The organism is candidate division KSB1 bacterium (genome assembly GCA_034506395.1).
GTDB lineage: Bacteria > Zhuqueibacterota > Zhuqueibacteria > Thermofontimicrobiales > Thermofontimicrobiaceae > Thermofontimicrobium.
Window position 1 is genome coordinate 49,122 of record JAPDPQ010000004.1, and the last position, 24,949, is coordinate 74,070.

A 24,949-nucleotide genomic window follows, 5' to 3' on the forward strand; every position below is an offset into this window, starting at 1 on the left:
AAACTCAGAATCAAGAGAAAAAATATTTACATTTTTATTACATAAAAGCCTTGACAAATTAAGCTTATTTATGCAAATTAGAAACCACGCTGCACATAATTGAACAAGAAAAATGAATGATCTTAATCTAATCGAACAATAATATTTCAGCCACAAACTATTATCCAAAAATTGACAATTGTTCGACAGATAATGACCACACAAAATGCACCACCATTCTGAATTTTATGAAAAAAGTTTTTAGGTACGCATAATGATCAAAAAAGAGAGCTTTTGAAAATTTGAAAATAATAAATAAACCCTATACATTTACGTGCAAGGTCATATAAGTGAGGATTTAATTATTGGGGCTAATTAAAAAGCTGGAATGATTGACAAAAGGAGAATATCGAAGATGACAGAACAAAACGCTATCGCTTCACCCGTAAGGTTTAGCATTGAATCCAATGATTTCGTGGTAAAAATTGCAGAAACCCCTGAAGAAGTTCGAGGGGCTCAACGTTTGCGCTTTGAAGTTTTCAACCTCGAAATGAATGAAGGATTGGATTCCTCGTGGGAAACTGGTCTGGACCAGGATCAATTTGATGAGCATGCCGATCATCTGATTGCGATTGATAAAAACAATAACAGAATTGTCGGCACCTATCGAATGCTCCGGAAATCAATCGCTAATCAAAATGGGGGGTTTTATTCAGAAGGAGAATTTGACCTAACGAATCTCAAGCAACTTCCGGTGGAAGTCTTGGAGATGGGACGTTCATGCGTGCATAAGGATTATCGTTCTGGGGTGGTAATTAATTTGCTTTGGGCTGGGATCGCGAAATATTTGAAAATGGCCGATGCAAAATATTTGTTCGGCTGCGGCAGTTTACACACACATGATGTAGATGAAGTCAGCCAAATTTACTCATATTTGAAATCAAAATACTTTGCACCTGAAGAATTTCGGGTGAAACCTGTGGAAAAATGTGTGGTCCCTGGCTTACGGGACGACCTTCCAGCAGATGAATGTAGGGATGTGCTCAAGAAGATCCCACCGCTTTTGAAAGGATATTTCCGCGCGGGAGCTTTTATCTGTGGAGAGCCTGCCTTGGATGCAGAGTTTGGGACAACAGATTTTTTTATTCTTCTCCCTACTGACAAAATCGCTGATCGCTACCAGAACCATTACAAAACTGGCACGAACGAATCGCAACAATAATTTAATAGCTTAAAATCCGCTATCCGTTCCGGATGCAGGTATTAATGGCAATGAATTTAAACAAAATTTGAACTGAACTTTATTGCAAAAAAAAAAGGATCCGAGATGCGTCGGCTGGTACGTTTGGTTGGATTTTTGGTAGTGAATTTAATCTTTCTTGTGATTGCAATTTTATTTGCACCTATTGCATTAATTGTTGGGCGATATGCGCACCGAAAAATCGTTATTTTTCTCACCAAAATCTGGGCAAGCCTCAATGTTTGGGTGCTGGGAATTCGGGTGAAGCTGATCAATGGGGACCTAATTGATCCGAATCAAAATTACTTCATGATTGCCAATCATCTGAGCTACCTGGATATTATTTTGGTTGGTTGCAAAAAACCAGGCCTATTCGTTGCAAAAAAAGAGGTAAAATACTGGCCTTTACTGGGTCAATTGGCGTGGTTGGCTGGCTCGATTTTTGTCGACCGAAGCAAAAAAGGCCCCACTGCAAATAAGCCATATATCGGGCAAATCGCCAAATATTTAGAGCAAGGCTTAACTATCCAGGTTTTCCCTGAGGGGACTTCCTCCAATGGTGCAGGCGTTCTACCATTCAAGAAAGGCATTTTTTCTTCGCCGATTTTGGCAAAAACCCCGATTTTGCCAATTACAATTCGTTATGCTTCCGTAAATAAACAGCCTTTTGGGCCCCAAAATCGTGATCTGGTCACTTGGCATAGTGATATGACCTTCATCGATCATTTTTGGGGTGTATTGAATTTGCGTGGCTTCGAAGTTGAAATTATCATTAATCCTCCTATTTTGGAAAAGCCAGTTAATGAAAATAATGTCATCGAACAGGCAAAAGCGCTCGCAGAGCGAGCTCATGATATTATCGAAAAGGCATATTTGAAATCTGAACAATAAATTCCATTTCTTGCTTGTAGGAGCAGAACGTCTGCTGTTCCATAGGTCAATCATTGATGTCCTCGATTTGGAACCAGGCACAGAAAGCTCATTGTGCCTTTACCGGTATTTCGCAATTGATGGATCTCATTTGGCTCGACAAAAATGGCAGCTCCTGCTTTGAATAAAACTGTTCCCCCGCTGCCTATCGCTTCTCCCTCACCTTCAAGGATATAAATCTCATGCTCGAAATCATGAGAATGATGATACGTATAACCGCCCGGCTCGACATGAAAGAGCCGCATAGTAAAATTTGGGGCTTGATCTTCGGCGGAAATGAGAACTCGTCGAGATACACCTGAGACGTTTGGATCTTTAATTGGTGTTGCCTCAAGATCTGTGGAGTAAATTATTTTCATAGAAGTTCCTTTCAGTGAAAAACCTTCGATCCACTAATCAGATATAAACGATATTTTTTGAATTTTTCAATCGAGCTCTACGGAGTCATGAGAAATTAATATTTTTGTCTCACTCTGGGATGAGCATGGCAAAGAAAGAAATCTTTGTATCTCACGGAATCAATTCATGAACCAGACACTTTTGCTCTTCTTGCTGGTCAAAATCACCCATCCCACCATTTGCAGGGCCTTATTTAAAAAAGCAGTTTGATCCCTCCCCTGCTTGAATTGCTGCGATGGATCACGCGGAATTTCTCAGGATCTCCCCTGCCAGCTCTCCTGTATGTTTTCCGTTTTTAATCGTTACTTTGCCATTCACAATCACATATTCGATTCCAACAGGCAACTGATGCGGCTTCACAAATGTAGCAGTGTCGACAATAGTTTCTGGATTGAAAATGGTAATATCAGCGAAATATCCCTCTCTTAAATACCCACGTTTTTTCAAACCCAATTTCTCTGCTGGCATGGAGGTCATTTTTTTAATTGCGGTGGCAAGATCAAATAGATTTTCCTCCCGGCAGTATTTCCCCAGAACGCGTGGAAATGTTCCGTAATAGCGCGGATGGGGTTTCCCTTCTGCCAGTTTCCCAGTGGGGGAAATGGCATTCCCATCAGACCCAATCATCACCAAAGGATGGGATAGGACTTTTTTGAGATTTTCCTCATTCATGGCAAATCCAACGATGTCCACCCGATTTTTTTCTTCGATCAAAATTTCTCTGATAAATTCGAACGGCTTTTTTCCAATGTGCTCGGCACATTCTTTAATCGTCATCCCCTCCCAAATTCTGTTCTTTTCTGAAAAACAAGAGCTGATCATCACCCGATCCCAACCACCAATTTTTGCCCCATGGCTTTCGACATAGGATTTAATATCAGGCAATAGGGCTTTATCTTGCAATCGCGAGATTATTTCCTCAGTCTCTCCTTGGCGGGACCAAAGCGGCAAGAAAATCGAAAGGCCGGTACCATAAGCGATATAGGGGTAGCGATCAGCATGGATCGGCATCCCAGCGCCAGATGCTTGTTCGATCCTCCGCAATAAGATTTCTTCTTTATGCCAATTATTTGGGTTGCAAGCCTTCAAATGTGAAATCTCGGTTGAGACTTTTGCATTGCGGCAAATTTTTAGCGCCTCTTCAACCGCCTCCTCAACAAAATCATCTTCATTTCTGATATGGGTGGCGTAAATACCATTTCGCCGAGACACCTCACGGCATAACTCGATCAGTTCATCAGTGTTAGCGTAGCTCCCTGGTGCATATTCCAACCCTGTCGAAAGCCCAAAACTACCTTGATCCATGGATTCGGCCAATAGCCGTTTCATTAAGTCCAGTTGCTCTGAAGTCGGCGCCACATCATTCTTTCCTACGACATAACTTCGCAGATTGCCATGTCCAGTGAAAGTGGCATAATTGATGGATATTTTTTGTTGTGTCAGGGTCGATAGAAATTGATCCGCATTGTTCCACGATGCATGAATGCCATATTTTTCCACCAGTCCCTGGTCCAACGTCTTGAAATCAGCTTCACTCAGAGGAAAGGGCGAGTACCCACAATTTCCCGCGACCTCGGTGGTGACACCTTGAAAGATTTTGCTCTCTGCGTATGGATTGACCAGCAATTCAATATCGGTGTGCGTATGAATGTCAATAAAGCCAGGGGATACCACCATTCCGGTTGCATCAATTATAAAATCTGCCGTCGCAGCACTTAGATCATTGATCGCTGCAATTTTATTCCCCTTGATTGCAATATCAGCGTTCAGCGCGGGCGAGCCCGTTCCATCGAAAATCATCCCATTGCGGATTATCATATCAAAGCGATTTCGGACCGAACATCCAAGCACCAGACCGAATCCAGCACAAGAACAGGCTTTAATGAAGTCCCGACGCGAAAATTGTTTGACCATCTGCTGCTCCTTATTTTAACCTTGCACGAAATATCGAAACGTGCCATACTTGATTAGATCTGTTGCAAAGTTCCTAAAAAGCAAGAATGTCATGCTGTTCACCAGTTGCCCGATAGGTAGCTCTATCTGTTAATAGCTTTCGAAGAGATTCCTGGATTCGCAGGAATGACATACGTTATTTGAATTCCATATTCTGCAGCAGAAACTATCTCATGCTTTTCGATAAGGAACTTCTATATGGAATAGGGGTTCACTTCGTTCGATCCTCTAATGTTTCTTAGTAATGACCCGTGTTTCTCATCCGAAGAAGCTTTGAATTCCCAGATTAAATTATCAAAACCTTTCATTATTGTCAAGCGATCTTTAACCCAAAATCATCTTTTTTTCAATGACAGGGAGAAAAATGGATAATCAGATATTTCATATTTCACAGATCTAATCTGGACGGAATGAATTTTTTGGAAACTTCCTATTGGGATGAACGTATGCAGGGCAAATTTCTTATGAATTCATTCGATTGGGCAAACCATGCTTTTGTTGTTTGGATTTAAAATGAAAATTGCAATCGCGAAAAAGAAATTCTTTGACATTCTGAGAATATCTGGTTATATTATCGACCAATATCCGAGCATCGAGCTTTGCAAGAGGGGCAAATCTTGGTGCTGGTAAAGTATTTCGGAAAGGAGAGCTTAAATGCAGAAATTCATATTGTCCAAATACACTATTTTGACTCTAGTTTTATTAACGATCTTTCCCATTCCATATCTCATTGGCCAGCAGGTTCCAAGCGAAGGCCTTCGCTCTATCACCCCGGAAGAAATGAAAGCCCACGTGTATTACCTGGCCTCGGATGCCATGAAGGGGCGCAATACTCCGAGCCCTGAACTCGATTCCTGCGCTGCATACATTGCTCGAGAATTTGCCAGTTATGGCTTAAAATCAGTTGGATCTGAAAAATCCTTTTTCCAACGCTTCAACGTTCTGAAAACGCGGCTTTCTTCTCCCAATACCTTAACGCTAATAATTGCTGGAAAGGATACCAGCTATCAGATCAAAAACGACTTCGTGCCGCTTCATCTGACAGCGAACAAAAAAGTCACTGGACCGCTCGTTTTCGCTGGGTATGGGATCACCGCCCCAGAGTACAATTATGATGATTACCAAAATATCGATGCGACCGGCAAGATTGTCTTGGCGTTTGTCAACGAACCTCAAGAGAAGGACTCGACCAGTCGGTTTGATGGAGTTAAAGAGACTGATCATAGTAAATTGTTCATTAAAGTTCAGAATGCTAAGGATCATGGAGCAGTGGGTTTGCTTTTGGTTTCGACGCCGACGCATCGTTTTCGTCGGCCTCCGAATCCCTGGCCCAATTTGATGCGCAATGCACCAGAAGATGCGATCCCGCTCACTTTAGAAGAGGCGTCTGAAAACCAGCTCGTCGCGATGCGCATTGGCAAAGATCTGGCGGATGACTTATTGAAAGGCACTGGTTATAGCTATGAACAAATTCACCGAAGTATCGACGAAACGCTTGAGCCGTTCTCATTTGATATTCCTGACAAACTTATTAGCATGGAAACCGCTCTTGAGGCTGAAAAATTTCCCACACAAAACGTAGTTGGCTTTTTGGAAGGAACAGATCCACTGCTCAAAAATGAAATCGTGATCATCGGGGCTCATTACGACCATGTTGGGGTCAGCAATGATAATATCTACAATGGAGCTGATGATAATGCTTCAGGAACTGCGGGTGTCCTTGAGGTCGCTGAGGCATTTGCCCATAGCAAAGCAAAACCGAGGAGATCCATTTTGTTTATTACCTTTGCAGGTGAGGAGAAGGGATTATTTGGATCGCGCTATTTTACAATTGACCCAATTTTCCCGATTGAAAATATCGTTGCCATGCTAAATTTGGATATGATTAGCCGCAACGATAGCAACGAAGTGGCCATTGTCGGTTCAAAAAGCAGCGATGAGCTCAGAGCTATTAATGAGCAATGCAATCAGTCGATTGGGTTGAAGTTGGATTATGATCAGGATCGCTATTTTATGCAGAGCGACCATTATTCTTTTTATCGAAAAGACATTCCAGTGTTATTTTACTTCACTAAGGAGACGCCTGATCTTCATAAACCATCGGATGATCCAGAGAAGATCATCCCAGAGAAAATGGCGAGAATTGGACAATTGGTTTTTTCCACTGCCTGGACAGTAGCGAACAGGGATGAGCGCCCAAAATTTGTGAGATTCAGGTAGCAACGACGAATGCATTCTTCAAACGAGAATCGCTTTTTTAGATCTGGAGGGAAGCATGAAATTCAAGAAAGGATGGCGACCAATTCTACTTATTTGGCTGATCGCGTCCATTTTTCATGAAGCGCAATCTCAGCCGATCATTTTTGAGAAGCCCCTGAGTCCACGGATTGCAAATTATGATATTGATGTCCGACTTGATCCCGAGAAAAAAATGATTTTTGGCAAGGAGCTACTTACTTGGTTCAATAAAACCGGCCAAAAGATCACCGAGCTTCAGTTCCATCTTTATTGGAATGCATTCCGTAATAATCAATCGACTTTTATGATCGAATCTGGGATCAAAAAGGATATTGAGGAACAGGATTGGGGTTATATTGAGATCAATCACATTGCCCTTTCCACTGGTGAAGTATTGACAGCATCCTTGCAATTCATTCAACCCGACGACGACAATATGCATGATCGCACTGTCGCGCGCCTGCCCCTTCCTTGGGCATTGTTACCAGACCAATCAATTCAACTCTCGATCGACTTCGCAGGGAAAATTCCCCAACCTCCAATCGCTGTCCGTTCTGTAGCTGAAAAAGAATATTTTTTTATCAGCCAATGGTTCCCCAAAATTGGAGTTTTTAGCAATGGTCAATGGAACTGTCATCAGTATCATCGGCATTCAGAATTTTTTGCCGATTATGGCGTCTATGATGTTCGTATCACTGTTCCTGAAAAAAATGTGGTCGGGGCAACTGGTGTGGAAATCGAAGTGAAACCCAATGGAGATGGAACTGCAACGCACTATTATCATGCTGAGGATGTGCACGACTTCGCTTGGACCACCAGCCCAGAGTTTATTGAAGTCACTGGCAAGGTGCACGATGTGGATGTCCGCGTTCTCTTGCAACCAGACCATCATACTCAAGTCCAGCGCCATCTCGATGCGGCCAAAGTCGCCATCGAATATTTCCAAAACTGGTACGGCGATTACCCATATCCCAATTTGACCATCGTTGATCCTCGGCGCAAAGCCATGACCTCAGGCGGCATGGAATATCCAACCCTGATCACGGCTGGGACATTTTATGGCCTTCCGAAGGGATTGCGCATGCTTGAGATGGTGATCATCCACGAGTTTGGCCATAATTTCTGGTACCACCTTGTAGCGAATAACGAATTCGAAGAGCCTTGGCTGGATGAGGGCATCAATTCGTACTCCGAAAGCCAAATTCTTGCTGACCACTACGGCCCAATTGGCGACATGATCGACTTTCTTGGCATTAAAATAAACGATCTGCAATTGCAACGTGCTCAGTATATCAATTCGCCCGACCTTGACCCGATCGTGAAAAAATCATGGGAATTCTATTCGAGTGGGAGCTATGGGGTCAATTCATATCAAAAACCAGCTCTGATGCTCACAACGCTGCAAAATTATTTGGGCAAGGAAACGTTGCAAAAAATTATGCGCACCTATTTTGAACGCTGGAAATTTAAACATCCTCGAACTGAAGATTTTATCCATGTGGCCAATGAAATTTCGGGACAAGATCTAAGCTGGTTCTTCGATCAAGCGTTGTTTAGCACTGCTGAACTAGACTATTCTGTCGATCGGGTTTTTACCCGCCCGATAAAGAAACACGAGGGATACGACTTCACGCTCAAAATTCCTGACCAGGATTCTACAAACGAGCTCCATCAGTCCTTTCAAATCCGCAAAGATTCGCTGAGCACCGAAGTTGATTCAGTTGATACAAGTATAGTCAAATTTTATTACAGCGGGGTTGATGTAAGACGACTTGGAGATTTTCAATTCCCAGTTGAAATTGAGATCGTATTCGAAAACGGAGAAAAAATTCGAGAGCACTGGGATGGAAAAGATTTATGGAAAAAATTTCGCTACACAAAACCAAGGAAACTGGTCTCTGCAACAGTCGATCCCGATCGGAAAATTCCTATAGACCTCAATTTTACCAATAACAGCCGTTCAGTGGAATCTCATGCCAAAGGGGTAAACAAATTGGCCATCAGGTTCTTGTTCTGGATGCAACTGCTGCTCGATCAGCCCGAAATTTTAAACGCGTTCACCGGGTTTAATTTGAACCAATAAATGCGAATTGCTGGGTTCCATGCGAAATCCTCAATCAGAGGGAATTGGTTTCTCGTCCAATCGATTCCTGTTGACCGAGTTATAGTTATCTTAAACATCAATCCTTGCGACTCTTGCTGCAATCGAAAGATTTATCCTAATGAATCGGATAAGATTCAAAAAAATCCCCTGAAAAATTTCCTTGCGAGGTGGACTAAATGATTTTCGCTGCGATGAAAACTGGTTTCGCCCAAGCTTGGGCGAATAAACGCCTGATCCTTCTTTATTACCTAACGAATTTGGCCTTCGGAACCATTTTAATGTTACCATTTCGTTCCGTGCTGCGCGATTTTGTTGGCAATAGCCTGATGGGCGAAAAATTGGCAGGCCGACTGGACATGGATTTTCTGTTTGAATTCATCAAAGAAAATCCGAATCTGCTTTCCAGCTATTTAATCCTGCTCCCATTACTGCTCATCGGATATTGGTTGATCATGCTATTTTTCTCTGGAGGTGCATTCTCGCTTTTCATCAGGGGCGAAAAATTTTCCGCAGCCGAATTTTGGGGTAACGCCGCCAAATATTTCGGCCGATTCATAAGGCTGGTACTGTGGAGCATCCCATTCGGCATCGCGCTGTTCTGCTTGCAATTTATCTGGAATGGGTTGCAGCGGATTCTGTTCGGCAGCGATCCGTATCAATCGGTTGTTTATTGGGGCGGATGGATCAAAGTCGGGATAAGGTATCTCAGCTTTATTCTATTTTTCCTGCTCCTGGATTATGCCAGAATTTATGTAGTGAGCAAAGATGAAAAGCGCATGAGAACTTCTTTAGTGCAGGCATTAAAGTTTGCCGCTACTAATTTCTGGATCATGTTTGGATTCGCATCGCTTCTTTTTCTAATTGGCATCATCTGCTTGATCCTTTACAATCCAATTGCAGATCTTCTGCACAGCCCAAATAGCATCATCATTTTATTGCTATTTTTTTGGCAACAATTTTATTTGGCAGCGAGAATGATTTTAAGGCTGACCCTTTATGCTGGTGAGGTAAAATTGTATCAAACTATTTCGATCAATTGACAGATCCGACATTATTACATCTGAATTGCTTTACGATCAATGTAAAGGCTCATTAGACCCATGAAATCCCATCATTTCAAATCAAAATCTAATAATAAAAAATATTAAAAAATCCGCTTGACAATATAATTGTCTTTTGCTATATTAACAAAGTTTAAATTGAAGCTTCTGAGATGCAATATGTTTTGAACTTGCAGGCCACATGAAATTGTTGATTGAATCAGCTTTTTATTCTTGTTCGGTCAAGCTTGTACCGATTAGGGGTGTTAAGTTTTACCATTATCTCCTTTTTGACTTTGATTCTCTCCACCCCTCTTTTTTTCTTTACCAAACCCATCCAATACTCAATTTATTACTCATGCAAAAAACTATCACGGATAGACTTCAAAATCTTCATTCCGATACGCGCAACGTTAATGATTTTGCTTTTAGATTACCCCTGGAATATGTAACCGTTAACCAATCTGAGAATGGAGGTGATTGTCAAACAAGTTTAGATAGTTTCTCGCGATGTTCAAATTACTTATAGTTGTAGAATCAACACAGGGAGGCTGTCATAATGAAACAGACGTTACCAACAAAATTAGCTTTAGCGATCGCTGTTGTTAGTTTCATCATGATTGGTGCCCATCTCAACGCTCAAGAGCCGATCGGAGGTCCTTATACTGTGGACCAGCACACACGGTTATTATTGCATTTTGATGGGAATTTCAAGAATGAGTCGCCGATGTCGGCGGATGCGGAGCCGCATGGGAAGTATTATTTCATTCCCAATACGGCGTTGGGGTTAGGGCAATGTTTGCGATTGGACAATGGTTCAATCACGGATTCCTCGTATGTGACGGTTGCCGATAATGACAATTTGGATTTAACGGGTGACTGGACGATCGAGGGTTGGCTCAACATTTTCACCTTTGGGGATGTGGCGGGCGAATGGCGTTGGGTGCCGCGGTTGATCATCAAACCGGGCGATGATGTGTTCTGGCATCCCAACTACTGGGTGGAGATGTGGGGGGACAATCGGTTGTTCCACACGGGCTATTATTGCAAGAAGTATGACAGTTTCATTTCCAACAGTTCGGCCAACAATGTGTTTGCTCCGGGCCGTTGGGTGCATTTGACGTTCATTCGGGATACCAAGAACAAGCTGATCATCCAGATGGTGCATGATGATCAGAAGAAGTTGATTGATTTTCAGGCGCGGGGTTATGATCCAGCGTTGGCTGATCCGCCCAATACCACGTCGCAGGATGTGCATATTGGTTGGGCAGGTTCCAAGAAGATCGCCTCGCCGAGCAATGATTCGTGGTTGGATGGATTTGTGGACGAGATTCGCATCAGCGATGTGGTGCGCAATTTTGAGATACCGCCAGCCATTACCGATGTGACAGCGTTGCCGAATCAGCCGTCGACGGTGAGTTCGTATGAGGTTCAGGCCAAGATTTTGAAGATTGGCGCGGCAGGGACGATCACCGAGGCGAAGCTGCATTACAATTTGGGAGCGGGCTGGTTAGAGGTTCCGATGACGGCGATTGGGGAGAACTTGTATAAGGGAGTGATCCCTGGTCAGCCGTTGGGCAGCATCATTCGTTATTATGTGTCGGCCAAGGACAATGCTGGGTATCGGACCACCAATCCGGCCAGTGCCGAAGCGCCGGTCAATCCCAGCTATTTCACCTTTGCGGTGTTCGAGGCCAACACCATGACGTTGTCGTTGGATTTTGAAGAGGGTTCTGGGGTGCCCAAGGATGGGTCGGCTTACAAGAACCCGGTGAAAGTGGTTGGCACGCCGAGCTATTCCGACGATGCGGTGGTGGGCAGCAAGTCGTTGTATCTGCCAGGCGATACCACCCGTTTGGAGATCGATTCGCCGTTCTTGTCCAGCAGCGAGTTCACGTTGGACTTCTGGATGAAGCCAGATACGCTGGTGGAATACACGCGAATGATCATTCGGCCGCTCACCTGGGATAACTGGGGTGCGATGAATTACGCGATTCGGTTTGAGAGCAACACAGGGATAATCAGTGCTCGGTTTGAGCAGCAGGCGGGTGGCAACAATGCCATTGTGTTGGACAGCCTGGTGAAGGTGGGCCGCTGGTATCACGTGATCTATGAGGTGTCGAAAGACAGTGCGGTGTTCCAGTTGAGCGATAAGACAGGACGGGTGATCGACAAGAAGGGCAGCAAGGTGGTCAGCCCGCCGATCACGCCGATGGCGCCACTCCGCATTGGCAATGCCCATAACATCAGCGTAGCTGGTTGGGAGAAACGGACCTACAAAGGCCTGATCGATGGCTTCAAGCTCTACAACTACCCAGCCGCTGGGTTAACCACCGGCATTCGGGAAAAGGGCGGTGTAGAATTGCCGAAGGAATTCGCTCTTGAGCAAAACTACCCGAACCCATTCAACCCAGTTACAGAGATTATCTTCTCAGTTCCAAAAACCGAAAAGGTAAGCCTAGTGATTTACGATATGCTAGGCCGCAAAGTCAAAACGCTGATCGATAAGCAAGTGCAGCCCGGCGTTTACTCTGTTTATTGGGATGGAACTGACGAAAGCGGTGTCAAAGTGGCTACCGGTGTATATTTGTATCGATTGCAGGCGAGAAATTACTCACAGGTCCGAAAAATGGTGCTGATTAAATAGCCATTTTGATGGTGGCAGACCTCAGAGGCAAAATGACCCTCTGAGGTCTGCTATAATATTTTTTTCAAAACGCCTCTCACAAAGAGATTTTGATCCTGTGGTTCAAGAAATATTTCGGAGACGAGTAATTTTAAGAACCAGAGATTGGTGATTTTCTGAGGCCTATTCTGACAAGAATCGTAAGGCAGATAGGCGACAAAAAGTCAAAAATTGGACAACTTTTTTGGGAAATATTTTGATTGACATTTTATCGGATGCTTCACAATGTCGAGGCAAACCAAACAGAACCACCACTGCTGCCATTATGGTTCAGGGTTGGCTGAAAATCTATAAATCTGACCATATTAAAATAGGGGGTCAGAGAAAAGAAACGAGATTATTTTCCAAGCAAGGGATTAACGAATGAAGTTAACAACTGGCTTCACCCATGGGTTATCGTTCGGGCTATTATTGCTGGCGGTAATTTTGCTATCGAAATGCGCTACCGACATCCAAACTTCGCCCGATCCTGGCGTCTTAAAAGTGATTTTATATTCTGATCCTGCTGATACACAGATCGTGATTCTGAGCAAGACTTTCACGGTATCGAGTTCGGATTACTTTGGAGTGACAGTATTTCAAGGCAAAGTCTTTTCTGGGGAAAAATTCGCTTTTCTCTATAAAGACAAAATGAGCTATCGCCAGGAGGACGTGACCTACAACATTATCGAACGGAAGGAAGGTCGCTATCAGGAATTTACCATTTTCGATTCTTATGTGCCGCCGGGTGATTACACAAGTTTACAGTTCGGACTGAATAGCAATCAGGTTAAAATTGGTTATCTGGAGATCCCAGTAAAATTGCCAGTAGGCGATAATCCAATTCGAAAGCTCGAACAGGTTTTCACAGTGAAAGAAAACGAAGTCACCGAAATTAAAGTTCAAATCAGTCCTTTCAAGTCGGTGAAGAGATATCGTGATTCTTACCAATTTATCCCGGAATTGAAAATTGTCGAAATTAATCACTATAGATAAAATCTTAAGGGATCAAATGAAAGCAATACTCAGATCATTTGGGGTTCTTTTTTTGTCATTGGTCATTTGTTTGGGATATCGCTGTCGCATGCAGACCAATCCAGCTTATCCCAACATGCCGCCTAACACCACGCTGGCCAATATTCCAGTACCCAATGATACCATATTCGCGTTGGTAACGCTACATTGGGACGGCGAAGACGATGATGGCTATATCACGGCCTATGAGTATCGCTATATCACTCATCATGTTTACGTGGGAGACTCATTGGTCCAGCCATGGAAATCGACGGATAAAACGAGCCTGACGATCGCCTTTGAATCCAGTGATGATTTGAACTATCAAATCTTTCAGGTTCGAGCCGTTGATAACAAAGGAGATGTCGATCCAACTCCAGCAGAAAAGCGGTTCTACACATATAAAACGACCTTTCCCATCACAACGCTCATCTCACCCACGAATAATCAGGTCTTTTTTGCGATCGATCATACAACGGACTGGTGGTCTGGCGTACAGATCACATTTACAGCCGAGGATAAAGATTTTCAGGGCGAAGTGGTGGAATATGCGTGGGCGGTAGATCGGGGACCGTGGCATTGGACCAAGGACACCACCTTGTTCATCACGCCAGATAATTTTATTCCTCTAAACGGCAAACATACGATCCGTGTCACTTCTCGGGACAACACCAACTTGATCGATCCGGTTGGGGATTCTGCCATCGTTCGATTGATTCAACCGATTTTCGATCGACGAATCCTGATCATTGATGAAACGATTGAAAAAGATTTTCCATTTGGTGTCGTTGCCACAGATGAAGATGTTGACAATTTCTATGCTGAACTATTTGGTTCTCCATATGAGTGGGATTACACCAAAAGAGGTTTCCCGCCAAAAGACACCCTTGCTCATTATCAGATGATCATCTGGCACGCGGACAATTGCTATAGCGCCAGTACGGCACATCATAAATTGCCAAATCATATTCGGGAGATCATGGATTATCTCAATGTGGGAGGCGATATGATCATGAGCGGGTGGCGGATCCTAAAATCCTTTGCCCCATTAGCGCCGTTCCCCCAGGCATTTGCCGAAGGGACTTTTATTCACGACTATTTGCATATTAATATTGCCGATGAAACTTCTTCAGCGCCGGATTTTATTGGTGCGAAGGGGATTGGCACTTTTACCACCATCCGAGTGGACTCAGCGAAATTAGCGAATGCCTTTCCATATTACGGAAAGCTTGCTCAGATTAATATCATCCCATCTCGCGCTGGATTCACTGATGTCATTTATACCTATAACAATGAAGATAACAGTCCATTCGTTCAGTACCGCGGTCGACCGTGCGGGTTGCGCTATTATGGAACAGTGTTCGATGCCGTCGTATTCGGTTTCCCGATCTTTTTCATCGAAAAAGGGGATGCCAAAACGCTCGCCAAGGAAATTCTTCAGAGCCTCGGTTACTGAAGTGGCTTCGATTCTAACATCAAGCGATGACATCCACGCGAAACAGTCATTGCTAATTGATGTTGAGCAAAGCTCATCATAAGCGTTCTGGCTGGCTCAGCCAAGAAGATTTTAATTTTACAAGGAGCGACTGCAGTGAAAATGGTGAAAAGAACAATCGTTTGTTTCATTTTATTGCTATGGAGTATCTGCTTGTTTGCAGGGAATACTGGCAAAATTGCTGGGTTCGTCAAAGATAAAGAGACCGGGGCGCCGCTGGTGGGAGCCAACATCATCGTTAAAGGCACGAATCTTGGCTCTACTTCGGATATGCAGGGCAATTACTTCATCATCCGCGTTCCCCCAGGCAAGTACGACATTGAAGCGCGCTATATGGGCTACCATACTAAGACCATCACCAACGTAGCGGTTCATGTGGATTTAACCACCAAGGTCAATTTCGAGTTAGAATCCAACGTGATCGAATTTCCAACGCTCATGGTGACGGCCGAGCAAGAATTAGTGCAGCACGACATCACTGCAACCCGTCGCACCGTGTCGGAACAAGAGATTCTTACTACGCCTGGAATGGACCAGACCGTAGATATTTTTAAATTGCAAGGGGGCGCTCTCATTTCTTCAGCGCCACAAGCATTTAATCTGGCCGATGGAACCCGTTTGCAGGTCCGAGATGAAAGCGTGAAAGACGTCCATGTGCGCGGCGGACGAGGCGGAGAAATTTTGTTCATGGTCGATGGGATGCCAGTGACCCATCCCATTTATGGCGGCCGAAGCGTGCTCGATCTGAACGTCGTGGATGTGCAGGAGATGGAGCTTATCACTGGCGCGTTCAACGCAGAATATGGACAGGCTCAATCCGGGGTGGTCAATATCACCACGCGTTCTGGCGGCGAAAACTTCAATGGTGGAATTGAGTACAAAACCGATCGCATGGGCGTGCTTGGAGAAATCTATGATACCCAATATACTTCGTTCTATGTGGGGGGACCAGAAGCTGTTACCCGATATTTGCTCCCCAAAATCGGGATCAATTTTCCAGGAAAACTGAACTTCTTTATTTCTGGCAATACCGACTTGACCAATACCCCTTACAATAACCATCGCACCCGCGATCAGATTTCCGTGTTAGGGCTCAAATTTAAAGAAAAGCAAGATAATACCGGCAATCTGAACGCCAAATTGAACTGGGGGGTAACTGACAATATCGAAGTGGCCTTCGGATTTCATGGATCATGGAAACGCTGGAGCCAATTCGATTGGATGTGGAAAAATTATCCCGATCACACCGCTACTTACAAGCGGGATAATGGCAATTTGAACCTACGAATCAACCATGTATTATCGAAATCGACTTTCTATAATTTAAATTTTGGCTACCTGGCAGTAAAGTATCGGGGCTCGTTAGACGGAAAAAAACCATCTGATTTCTGGACATTTTATAAGAATGGCCAAGCGTATGATTATGAGACCTTCAACCGAACTTTCAATGAGCCGCCCGATTCGTTCAAGACCAGCATCAGTGTTCCTCAAAGTGACCCATTGACACAGTTCTACGATAACCGCGGTTATGAAAATATTTGGCGAGATGACGATACTAAGACCTTTACTTTCAAAGGCGATCTAACCTCCCAAATCCATAAAGAGCACTTGATCAAAACTGGCATTGAAGTAAAATATAACGACATTCAGTACATCGATATTCAAGATGGTGGGGTGAAACTCTCCAATTATGGCGAGTATAAATATCATCAATACGATTATTTTGCCCCACCGCCAGGACCATTTCCAGAATTCGGGCAGAACCGATGGGTGTTCAATGCCTATCCGATCATCGGCGGCAGCTACATTCAGGATAAATTCGAGAAAGAGAGCCTGATCATTAATGCTGGTTTGCGGTTCGATTGGTTTATGCCCGGCGAATCGGTGATGAAAAAGGAATGGAAAGAGGCTTGGAAGGCCGCTACTGGGCTGGAGCCGAATTGGGGGCGCTTCAAATATAAACTCAGTCCACGGTTCGGTATTTCCTTCCCCATTTCAGCCGAAATGGTGGTCTTTTTCTCCTATGGACATTTCAATCAATTGCCAGAGCTGCAATATTTCTATCGTGACCCCTATTCTGGTTCGTTCACTGGCAACCCCCATTTAACATATGAGCAGACCATCCTTTACGAATTTGGCCTGACGCGACAATTAGCCAAAGATTGGGCCATCGACATTAAAAGCTATACCAAAGATATTTCGAAACAGGTGGAGACCACTTATCTGCGGGCAGCCTTGGGTCTGCCAGTTTATTTGCATGATAATAAGGGTTATGGTCGCGCGCGGGGACTGGAGTTTGAGCTGCGGAAACGATATTCAAAATATACTTCAGGCAAACTGACCTATACGGTCCAATGGGCAAATGGATATTCCTCTTCAGCCTTCGAGAATTACATCCGCTCCATCAACGATTTCCCGTTGCCCATTCGCGAGCGGCCGCTCGATTGGGACATTCGACATCAGATCATCTTCCAAGGGTCGATCGACGTGCCGCAGAAGAAACAGTTGAAACTTTTCGGGCTGAGATTACCATCGGATTGGAACATCACGGTGTTATCTCGGTTCTCTACTGGACAGCCGTATACTCCTGGGACGACAGACCCAGTTGAAGCGCAGAAAAAGGAAAATTCCAAAATCAGCCCATCAACCAGTAGCACTGATGTGAAGATCAGCAAGTCTTTTAACATCGTCGGAATGAAACTATCCCTTTTTGCGGATATTTTCAACATCTTCAATCAGAAGAACGTGCAAATTTACTATGGCTTTAATGTGTGGACCGGGAAACCGTATCGATACGGGGACGTGATTTCACCGACCACCCAGTATTACGATTGGTATACCATGTACCGTCTCATGGATCCACGCCAATTTTCGACAGGGCGATATGCAAAGCTGGGAATGAGGATTGATTTTTAACTGATTATCATTGCTTGTTCTCGGATGATGTGGTTCTTTTAGCTGCGTATTTTTATGTCGCGGTAATTCTGCAAGCAAAAGATGTTTATCAGGAAAGTATGATTTCAAGCTGGCGGATTGGAGCTCCTCTAATTATGCGTTGGTGAGGACGACCAATTCTGAGCTAAAAAATTGAACAAGAGTTGTAAAGATTTTTTCTTAACGTGCATGGTGAAATATCTTTCATTTATAGTTCATTTCGCGCTGGCTCAATCCTTATTTGCCCAGCTCACCACGCTCGATTGGAAAATGCACAATGTCGGGAAGGTCCGAGTCGTGGTGACCAACATCGGTGGTTTGAGTGCCAAAGGCGACACCCGCTTCGATTACAAAGGGCTGATCAATTGTGAGTTCCCGCCAGGAAGTCGCGAGGAGCATCTCACAGAAGCTGGCATCTGGATTGGGGCGATTGTCGGTGGTGATACTTTGGTGTCGGTCACCTATGGCGAATCATCTCCGCAGGAGTTTTATCCATCAAGCGCATCGTGGGATAGCATCTGGGTGGTGAACCGCGGGGACACGGTTGATATTCCGTACTGGCCAAAATATGTCGGCGTATCAGATCAGGATTTCGTGTGCCGTTATAGCGATTATGGTCCACCCAGCTTGCGGGTCGGTGGTCATCGGCCACTCTATCTTGACGTGATTCAAACGAGCTATGCTTGGAGCGCTAATCCACTGGATCAGTTTATCGTTTTTCAATATCATATTATTCCGACACGATTTGATCTGAAGCAAGTTTATCTCACGAGTTGGATGAATGGCAACGTCGGCTATGGGCTAACAGATGCCCATGGGCTGGATGATGAGTCGTTCTTCATTGAAGAAAAAATGCTTTCCGTGACAGTGGATATCCCAGGGGGCGAAGATGGGACGGCGTTCAGCCCGATAGCGCTCAAAGTGCTGCCGCCGCCATCGCCCGATCCGCTTCGCCTCACTTATATCTGGTACAATGGCCGAATGGAGGGCTTGCCAGCGCGCGATCAAGATCGCTACAAGCAAATGACTGCTGGCACCATTATGCAGCCGCAATCTAGTACCATGGATGGGACAAAATCCATGGTCACCAAAGGGCCTTACTCGGTCTCGGTTGGCGATACGCTGCACCTTATGGTCGGTTTGATCCTGGGTGAAGGACTAAATGGCGTTTTGCGGAACGCTGACTATCTGGAATGGTTGATCGGACAGAATTTTCATGTACCTTCTCCGCCGCCAGCGCCACCGCTTCGGATCGAGACCCGCAACAAACAAGTGATTTTGCGCTGGAAGCCGCTGCCTGGGGATGTCGATCCAGAGCAATACCGCGATCCCTATCGTGCTGATAGCATAGCTCAGCCGTTTGAAGGCTATCGCATTTACAAAAGCACCGTGAGCATCACTGGCCCTTGGACCTTGTTGGCAGAATTTGACGTGCCCGATAACGAATTTTTTCAAAATACTGGACTCAGTTACGAATATGTGGATGTCGGCCTGCTCAACAATCTGGAATATTATTATTCGGTGACGGCGTTCTCCAAACCAGATGCGGTGATTAAATTCCCATCGCAGGAATCCAGTATTAATGCTAATGCAAAACGGGCTGTTCCAGGGACAGAACCTCCTGAGACGGTGGGTTCTGTTGCAGTGGTCCCCAATCCCTATCGAGGTGATATTGCTTATCACTCTTACAATCCGCCTTGGGAAAAAGCGGCTGGATCGCGCGATCGCTGGATGGAGCAAGACCGCCGCGTGCAATTCATCAATTTGCCAACCCAATGCGAAATTAAAATCTATACTCTTGCCGGCGACTTTGTTTATTCGATCGAGCATGATAATCCTGCTCAGGGATATGAAGATTGGAATCTCACCTCTTTCGTGGGGCAGGCCATTTCGAGCGGCATTTATCTGTTTAGTGTCAAAGATAAAAGAACTGGCAATATTCAAGTAGGGAAATTCGTTCTAATAAAATGATCATTTGAACATGCAATTGGAGCCGTCTACCTGCTATCAACTTATCTTCAATACAAAATACAAAGCATGGAGGAAGTTTGAATCGCAGCAGGTAGCTAATGCTCCGACTCTCTTAGGAGTCAATTCGAAATGAAACTGAAAACGGTGTTATTTATCTTGATACTTTCGAGCTCTGTCGTTGCTCAGCAGACTGCATTGGACTGGAAGCTCCACAATATCGGAAAAGTGCGTCAGTTGATCACCAATTTCGGATCACTGTGGTATGGTGGGATTGTCAATTATACTGGCTTGATATATTGTGAATATCCACCCCAGAGCCATGAGGAACATATCGGCGAGGGCGGAATCTGGGTTGGGGCTATTCTCGACAAAGATACACTGGTCTCCTGCACAACCAGTTGGAATTCCTGGTTTGAATTTTATCCTTCTGCAGCGCGATGGGATACGATTTGGGTCGTCAATAAAGGATTGACGGTCGATATCCCTTATTGGCCGAATTACACCGCGGTTTCCGATCAGGACTTGGTGTGCCGATATAGCGATTATAATATCACGAATATTACTGCTCATCAGCCGCTATTCGTGGATGTCATTCAAACCAGCTACGCTTGGAGTTCACCGCCGCTGGATGAAATGATCATTTACAATTTCTATGTGATCCCGACGCGGTACGATTTGAAAGATGTGTATATCGCTTATTGGTTAGACGGTAATGTGGGCTATCGCGGCAGTGGCTGGGGCTTTGCCCTGGATGATTATTCGGTCTATTACCATGAGCTCAAAATGGGTGTTGCCATTGATTTCCCTGGTTACGAAGATGGCGAGGCGATCAGTCCCATCGGCATCAAAATTTACCCCCCAAGCAAAGTTCCAGCAGATGCGCTTCGATGGACGTTCAATTGGTATCCGGGCCAGGGCATGGGAGCGCCTCCCAGCCGAGATAGTGAGCGGTATGCGCAAATGGCCCAGGGGATCATCATGCAGAATCAGACCGAGCCAATTGGTTCGCAGTTTATCATTTCGTTTGGCCCGTTCAATTTAAACCGGGGAGATACGCTCCATTTCAAAGTTGGAGAAATTTTGGGAGAGGGATTGAAAGGCATGATGAGGAACGTGGAACGACTTGATTGGTTAGTAAGCCGAAATTTCCGCGTACCAGCACCACCTCCTTTACCGCCCCTTCGCATTCGAACCGACAGTCGACGCGTTGAATTGAACTGGAAAGCGCAACCCGGCGATGTCGATCCTGAGACCTATCAAGACCCAGGTCGTGCCGATAACGTCGCCCAACCCTTTGAGGGATATCGCGTCTATAAAAGCACCCAGAGCATTGCTGGACCGTGGACGCTGCTGGCAGAGTATGATATTCCAGGCAATCAATTTGGGCAAAATACAGGATTGGACTATCAATATGTCGACGTTGGTTTGCTAAATAATCTCGATTATTTTTACACTGTCACTGCATTCTCCAAGCCGGACACGGCAATGGATTTTCCATCTCAGGAATCGAGCAAAACCGCGAACGCCCGGCGCGTGGTGCCCGGAACGGCCCCGCCGCAATCTGTCGGCGAAGTGGCGGTCGTGCCCAATCCCTATCGGGGCGATTTCGCATATAATACTTATAATCCCCCATGGGAGAAACCCAGTGCCACCCGCGATCGGTGGATGGAGCAGGATCGTCGCGTCCAATTCATCAATCTCCCAGAGAAATGCGAAATCAAAATCTACACGCTTGCTGGCGATTTGCTCTATTCGATTTCGCATGACAATCCAGAACTTGGCTATGAGGATTGGAACCTCACATCCTATGTGGGGCAGGCGATCTCCAGTGGGATCTATTTATTCTCGGTCGAGGACAAAAAAAGTGGTAAGATTCAAGTTGGAAAATTTGTCGTGATTAAATAGCTACCCAATAAAAATGGCTATGGCTGATCATCTTTTGTTCAATAGAAGGGAGAACTCTTTTCCCTATTTGAACTGCCATTTAGATGTGGACGGATTTTTTTGTTATTCTCAAATCAAAATGAATTCTCTTGAGAAGATATTGAACCTTCGCTAAGGATGGTAGTAAGTATTAAGCTTTAGGTCAGTAAACAGCAAGAATAGTAAAGGATCAATCATGGTTTCGAAGCGAGTTTTTTTCATTGCGTTTTTCATGGTAGCTTGTCTCATCCAGAGTTCCATATTGTATGGCCAGCTTACCAATCTGGATTGGAAGCTGCACGATGTGGGTAAAGTCCGCCAATTGATTACGAATATGGGCACATTGGATCAAGGGTTAACAAATTATCCTGGGCTCATATTTTGTGAATTTCCACCCAATAGCTCAGAGGAACATCTTTATCAGGGTGGAATCTGGATCGGTGCAATTACTCCAGCCGGTGATACGCTGGTTTCGGTGACCAAAAAGCATTTTGATCCCGGCATGCATGAATTCTTCCCAACTACGGCGGAGTGGGATACGATTTGGGTGGTAGGGAAAAATGACACAGTGGATATCCCCTATTGGCCGCGGTATGTTGGCGTATCTGATCAGGATTTCGTATGCCGATATAGCGATTACAACTTACTAAATATCGAAGATCATACGCCATTATTTCTCGACGTGATTCAAACCAGCTATGCCTGGGCTTCAGCCCCACTGGATGAGTTTATTCTGTTCAAATATTATATCACGCCAACCCGATTTCCGCTGCGTAATGTTTACATTGCCTTCTGGATGCATAGTGAAATTGGGACGATCAATGCAGCCGACAACTATATAGATGAGCATACATATTATTTCAAAGACCTTCAGATGACCGTAGCAGAGGATGAACAGGGCCATAATGATGGAACCGCAATTAGTCCAATTGGCTTTCGAGTTTTAAGCCCAAAGGATACTACCAATAGTTTGAAATGGACTTTCAAATACTACGAACATGAGAATTTGCCGCATCGAGATCAGGAATGGTATCGCAACATGAGTCAGGGACTGATTATGGAGAACCGTCTCGATCCAGCCAGAGCGCATATCATGCTCGCCTTTGGGCCATTTCCTTTGGTGAACGTCGGCGATACCTTATATGTCGAAATGGCAGAAGTACTGGGATATGGGATGCAAGGCCTGCTGAAAAATGCCGAGTACTTGACGTTTTTGAAGAGCAAAAATTTTAGAGTGCCCTCTCCCCCACCGATTCCGATGCTCAAAGTCGCAACAGCTAGCCATCAAGTTCATTTGAGCTGGTATCCACCTTCACTAACAAGGAATCCCGAATTATATCAGGATCCCTATCGTGGTGACAATGAGCCGCAGCCGTTTGAAGGTTATCGCCTTTATAAAAGCACTCAAACAATCAATGGCCCATGGACGCTTTTGGCCGAGTACGATATCCCTGGCAATCATCTTGGTTTTAATACAGGGCTGGAATACGAATATCTAGACACTGGTTTGCTTAACAATGTGGAATACTTCTATACACTGACGGCCTATTCAAAACCAGACCCGGTGGCAAATTTTCCATCTCAGGAATCGAGCAAGGCAGCCAATGCTGTGGCTGTTGTACCTGGCACGGCCCCGCCAGAAACGGTTGGCGAGGTTGCTGTCGTGCCCAATCCATACCGCGGAGACATCGCATACAATACTTATAACCCGCCCTGGGAAAAGCCGCAGGGCAGCCGCAATCGCTGGATGGAGCAGGATCGTCATATCCAGTTCATCAATTTGCCACATGATTGCGAGATCAAGATCTACACCCTTGCAGGAGATCTTGTGGCAACAATCTATCACAACCATTCTACCAGAGGCTATGAGGACTGGAACCTCACCTCTTCTATTGGCCAAGCAATTTCCAGCGGGATTTATCTCTTTACCGTCGAAGACAAGAAGACTGGAAAGGTACAGGTCGGGAAATTTGTGGTGATCAAATAGCAAACAGTTTGGAATGCTAATTTTTGGGATCGTGCATCAGGTGCTATTGAACTGTTGTATGCAAATCATGGCGTTCAGAATCTAGCGCGATGCGTAGCATTATGTCGAGAAAGTTCATTTTGGTATTGGGATTTCAATAAAAGGGTGAATAATTATGCTGAAAAAAATCATATTTGGGATTTTGCTTTTGCCGACTATGGTGCTGGCACAATACGAAAGACCAGGCAGTACTGATGCCCAATTTTTAAAAATCGGTGTAAGCCCGCGTGGCGCTGGGATGAGCGATGCTTATATCGCTGCTGTTGAAGGTGCAGAAGCTACTTATTACAATCCCGCCGCGTTGGCTTGGTTGGATGGAACCGATTTCGTATTCAATCATACCAAGTGGTTCGCTGGCATCAATCACGATTTTGTCGCTGCGGCGCAAGGTTTCGGCCGACTCGGCACTTTTGGTGTTTCGCTCACAGCCCTCTACACGGACGAAATGAAGGTGCGCACACCGCTTCAGCCGGACGGGACTGGGGAAACTTTCTATTCGGGAAATTTCCGCGTAGGCCTCAGTTACTCCCGTTTCCTCACCAATCGAGTAACCATCGGTGGCACACTCAGCTACATTCGGATGTCTCTTTACTCTGACTTTTCGGCTGATGCCGTTGCCGCAGATATCGCCGTGCTCTATACCACGGACTTTCGCGGTTTTCGATTTGGCATGAAGATCGCCAATTTCGGCTCTGAGGTGAAATACGTCAACGAATCCTATCCTTTGCCAACCAATTTCACCTTCGGGATGTGTATGAATGCCATTCAAATGGATCAAAACAAGCTGCTGGTCAGCTTCTCGGCTATGAAACCCAATGATGGACAACCATTAGGACAGGCTGGCGCTGAATATAATTTTAATGATTTGCTATTTCTCCGGCTTGGCTATCATCTCAATCACGAAGTCGCCAGGTACTCGTTCGGCAGCGGCGTTCATCTCTCGATTCGGGGGATCAAGACGTGGTTTGATTATGCTTATAGCGACTTGAACTTGCTGGGCGCGGCGCATCGATTTGGATTGCGACTATCATTTTAGTT

The 24,949-nt window shown here is 44.9% G+C and carries 15 protein-coding genes; 13 read left to right on the forward strand and 2 right to left on the reverse strand.

Annotation, left to right across the window (positions count from 1 at the left end; genetic code table 11):
* The first annotated feature begins 394 nt into the window (after positions 1 to 394).
* Both ONB37_03775 and ONB37_03780 read left to right on the forward strand, forming a co-directional pair.
* Positions 395 to 1,201: a GNAT family N-acetyltransferase gene (locus ONB37_03775; protein ID MDZ7399267.1), complete on the forward strand. Its 807-nt coding sequence runs from the start codon at positions 395 to 397 to the stop codon at positions 1,199 to 1,201.
* A gap of 105 nt (positions 1,202 to 1,306) precedes the next feature.
* Entirely contained in the window at positions 1,307 to 2,110 is an 804-nt protein-coding gene (locus ONB37_03780) for a 1-acyl-sn-glycerol-3-phosphate acyltransferase (protein MDZ7399268.1), read from the forward strand.
* A 50-nt stretch (positions 2,111 to 2,160) separates the two neighbouring features.
* Here the strand turns inward: ONB37_03780 and ONB37_03785 are convergent, their stop codons facing one another.
* Together ONB37_03785 and ONB37_03790 are read right to left on the reverse strand one after the other, a co-directional pair.
* Positions 2,161 to 2,508, reverse strand: a complete 348-nt coding sequence (locus tag ONB37_03785; protein MDZ7399269.1) for a cupin domain-containing protein — start codon at positions 2,506 to 2,508, stop codon at positions 2,161 to 2,163.
* 280 nt (positions 2,509 to 2,788) lie between these two features.
* Complete coding sequence (locus ONB37_03790; protein ID MDZ7399270.1) at positions 2,789 to 4,462, reverse strand: D-aminoacylase; 1,674 nt, start codon at positions 4,460 to 4,462, stop codon at positions 2,789 to 2,791.
* Positions 4,463 to 5,155: 693 nt separating this feature from the next.
* Here ONB37_03790 and ONB37_03795 point away from each other — a divergent pair.
* The 11 genes from ONB37_03795 (at position 5,156) to ONB37_03845 (ending at position 24,947) form a co-directional block, all read left to right on the forward strand.
* Positions 5,156 to 6,721 (forward strand): M20/M25/M40 family metallo-hydrolase, encoded by a 1,566-nt coding sequence (locus tag ONB37_03795; GenBank protein ID MDZ7399271.1) that lies wholly within the window; start codon positions 5,156 to 5,158, stop codon positions 6,719 to 6,721.
* A 55-nt stretch (positions 6,722 to 6,776) separates the two neighbouring features.
* Positions 6,777 to 8,822, forward strand: coding sequence for a M1 family metallopeptidase (locus tag ONB37_03800; protein MDZ7399272.1), 2,046 nt, complete (start codon positions 6,777 to 6,779; stop codon positions 8,820 to 8,822).
* 197 nt (positions 8,823 to 9,019) lie between these two features.
* Positions 9,020 to 9,883 carry a hypothetical protein gene (locus ONB37_03805; GenBank protein MDZ7399273.1) on the forward strand — a complete coding sequence of 288 codons (864 nt, stop codon included), beginning with the start codon at positions 9,020 to 9,022 and terminating at the stop codon, positions 9,881 to 9,883.
* Positions 9,884 to 10,442: 559 nt separating this feature from the next.
* Entirely contained in the window at positions 10,443 to 12,530 is a 2,088-nt protein-coding gene (locus ONB37_03810; protein MDZ7399274.1) for a T9SS type A sorting domain-containing protein, read from the forward strand.
* Positions 12,531 to 12,932: 402 nt separating this feature from the next.
* Complete coding sequence (locus ONB37_03815; protein ID MDZ7399275.1) at positions 12,933 to 13,544, forward strand: hypothetical protein; 612 nt, start codon at positions 12,933 to 12,935, stop codon at positions 13,542 to 13,544.
* A gap of 88 nt (positions 13,545 to 13,632) precedes the next feature.
* Positions 13,633 to 15,018 carry a hypothetical protein gene (locus tag ONB37_03820; protein ID MDZ7399276.1) on the forward strand — a complete coding sequence of 462 codons (1,386 nt, stop codon included), beginning with the start codon at positions 13,633 to 13,635 and terminating at the stop codon, positions 15,016 to 15,018.
* Positions 15,019 to 15,159: 141 nt separating this feature from the next.
* The gene (locus ONB37_03825) at positions 15,160 to 17,973 is read left to right on the forward strand and encodes a TonB-dependent receptor (protein MDZ7399277.1); all 2,814 of its coding nucleotides are present in this window, start codon (positions 15,160 to 15,162) and stop codon (positions 17,971 to 17,973) included.
* 171 nt (positions 17,974 to 18,144) lie between these two features.
* Positions 18,145 to 19,962 carry a hypothetical protein gene (locus tag ONB37_03830; protein MDZ7399278.1) on the forward strand — a complete coding sequence of 606 codons (1,818 nt, stop codon included), beginning with the start codon at positions 18,145 to 18,147 and terminating at the stop codon, positions 19,960 to 19,962.
* Positions 19,963 to 20,091: 129 nt separating this feature from the next.
* Entirely contained in the window at positions 20,092 to 21,867 is a 1,776-nt protein-coding gene (locus tag ONB37_03835; GenBank protein MDZ7399279.1) for a hypothetical protein, read from the forward strand.
* 214 nt (positions 21,868 to 22,081) lie between these two features.
* Positions 22,082 to 23,872, forward strand: coding sequence for a hypothetical protein (locus ONB37_03840; protein ID MDZ7399280.1), 1,791 nt, complete (start codon positions 22,082 to 22,084; stop codon positions 23,870 to 23,872).
* Between the two features lie 154 nt (positions 23,873 to 24,026).
* Positions 24,027 to 24,947 carry a PorV/PorQ family protein gene (locus ONB37_03845; protein MDZ7399281.1) on the forward strand — a complete coding sequence of 307 codons (921 nt, stop codon included), beginning with the start codon at positions 24,027 to 24,029 and terminating at the stop codon, positions 24,945 to 24,947.
* Positions 24,948 to 24,949 lie beyond the last annotated feature (2 nt).

Excerpts from the sequence above, each read along its gene's own strand:
- ONB37_03775 (MDZ7399267.1), top strand. The coding sequence starts at position 395 with ATGACAGAACAAAACGCTATCGCTTCACCCGTAAGGTTTAGCATTGAA.
- ONB37_03780 (MDZ7399268.1), top strand. The coding sequence starts at position 1,307 with ATGCGTCGGCTGGTACGTTTGGTTGGATTTTTGGTAGTGAATTTAATC.
- ONB37_03785 (MDZ7399269.1), bottom strand. The coding sequence starts at position 2,508 with ATGAAAATAATTTACTCCACAGATCTTGAGGCAACACCAATTAAAGAT.
- ONB37_03790 (MDZ7399270.1), bottom strand. The coding sequence starts at position 4,462 with ATGGTCAAACAATTTTCGCGTCGGGACTTCATTAAAGCCTGTTCTTGT.
- ONB37_03795 (MDZ7399271.1), top strand. The coding sequence starts at position 5,156 with ATGCAGAAATTCATATTGTCCAAATACACTATTTTGACTCTAGTTTTA.
- ONB37_03800 (MDZ7399272.1), top strand. The coding sequence starts at position 6,777 with ATGAAATTCAAGAAAGGATGGCGACCAATTCTACTTATTTGGCTGATC.
- ONB37_03805 (MDZ7399273.1), top strand. The coding sequence starts at position 9,020 with ATGATTTTCGCTGCGATGAAAACTGGTTTCGCCCAAGCTTGGGCGAAT.
- ONB37_03810 (MDZ7399274.1), top strand. The coding sequence starts at position 10,443 with ATGAAACAGACGTTACCAACAAAATTAGCTTTAGCGATCGCTGTTGTT.
- ONB37_03815 (MDZ7399275.1), top strand. The coding sequence starts at position 12,933 with ATGAAGTTAACAACTGGCTTCACCCATGGGTTATCGTTCGGGCTATTA.
- ONB37_03820 (MDZ7399276.1), top strand. The coding sequence starts at position 13,633 with ATGCAGACCAATCCAGCTTATCCCAACATGCCGCCTAACACCACGCTG.
- ONB37_03825 (MDZ7399277.1), top strand. The coding sequence starts at position 15,160 with ATGGTGAAAAGAACAATCGTTTGTTTCATTTTATTGCTATGGAGTATC.
- ONB37_03835 (MDZ7399279.1), top strand. The coding sequence starts at position 20,092 with ATGAAACTGAAAACGGTGTTATTTATCTTGATACTTTCGAGCTCTGTC.
- ONB37_03840 (MDZ7399280.1), top strand. The coding sequence starts at position 22,082 with ATGGTTTCGAAGCGAGTTTTTTTCATTGCGTTTTTCATGGTAGCTTGT.
- ONB37_03845 (MDZ7399281.1), top strand. The coding sequence starts at position 24,027 with ATGCTGAAAAAAATCATATTTGGGATTTTGCTTTTGCCGACTATGGTG.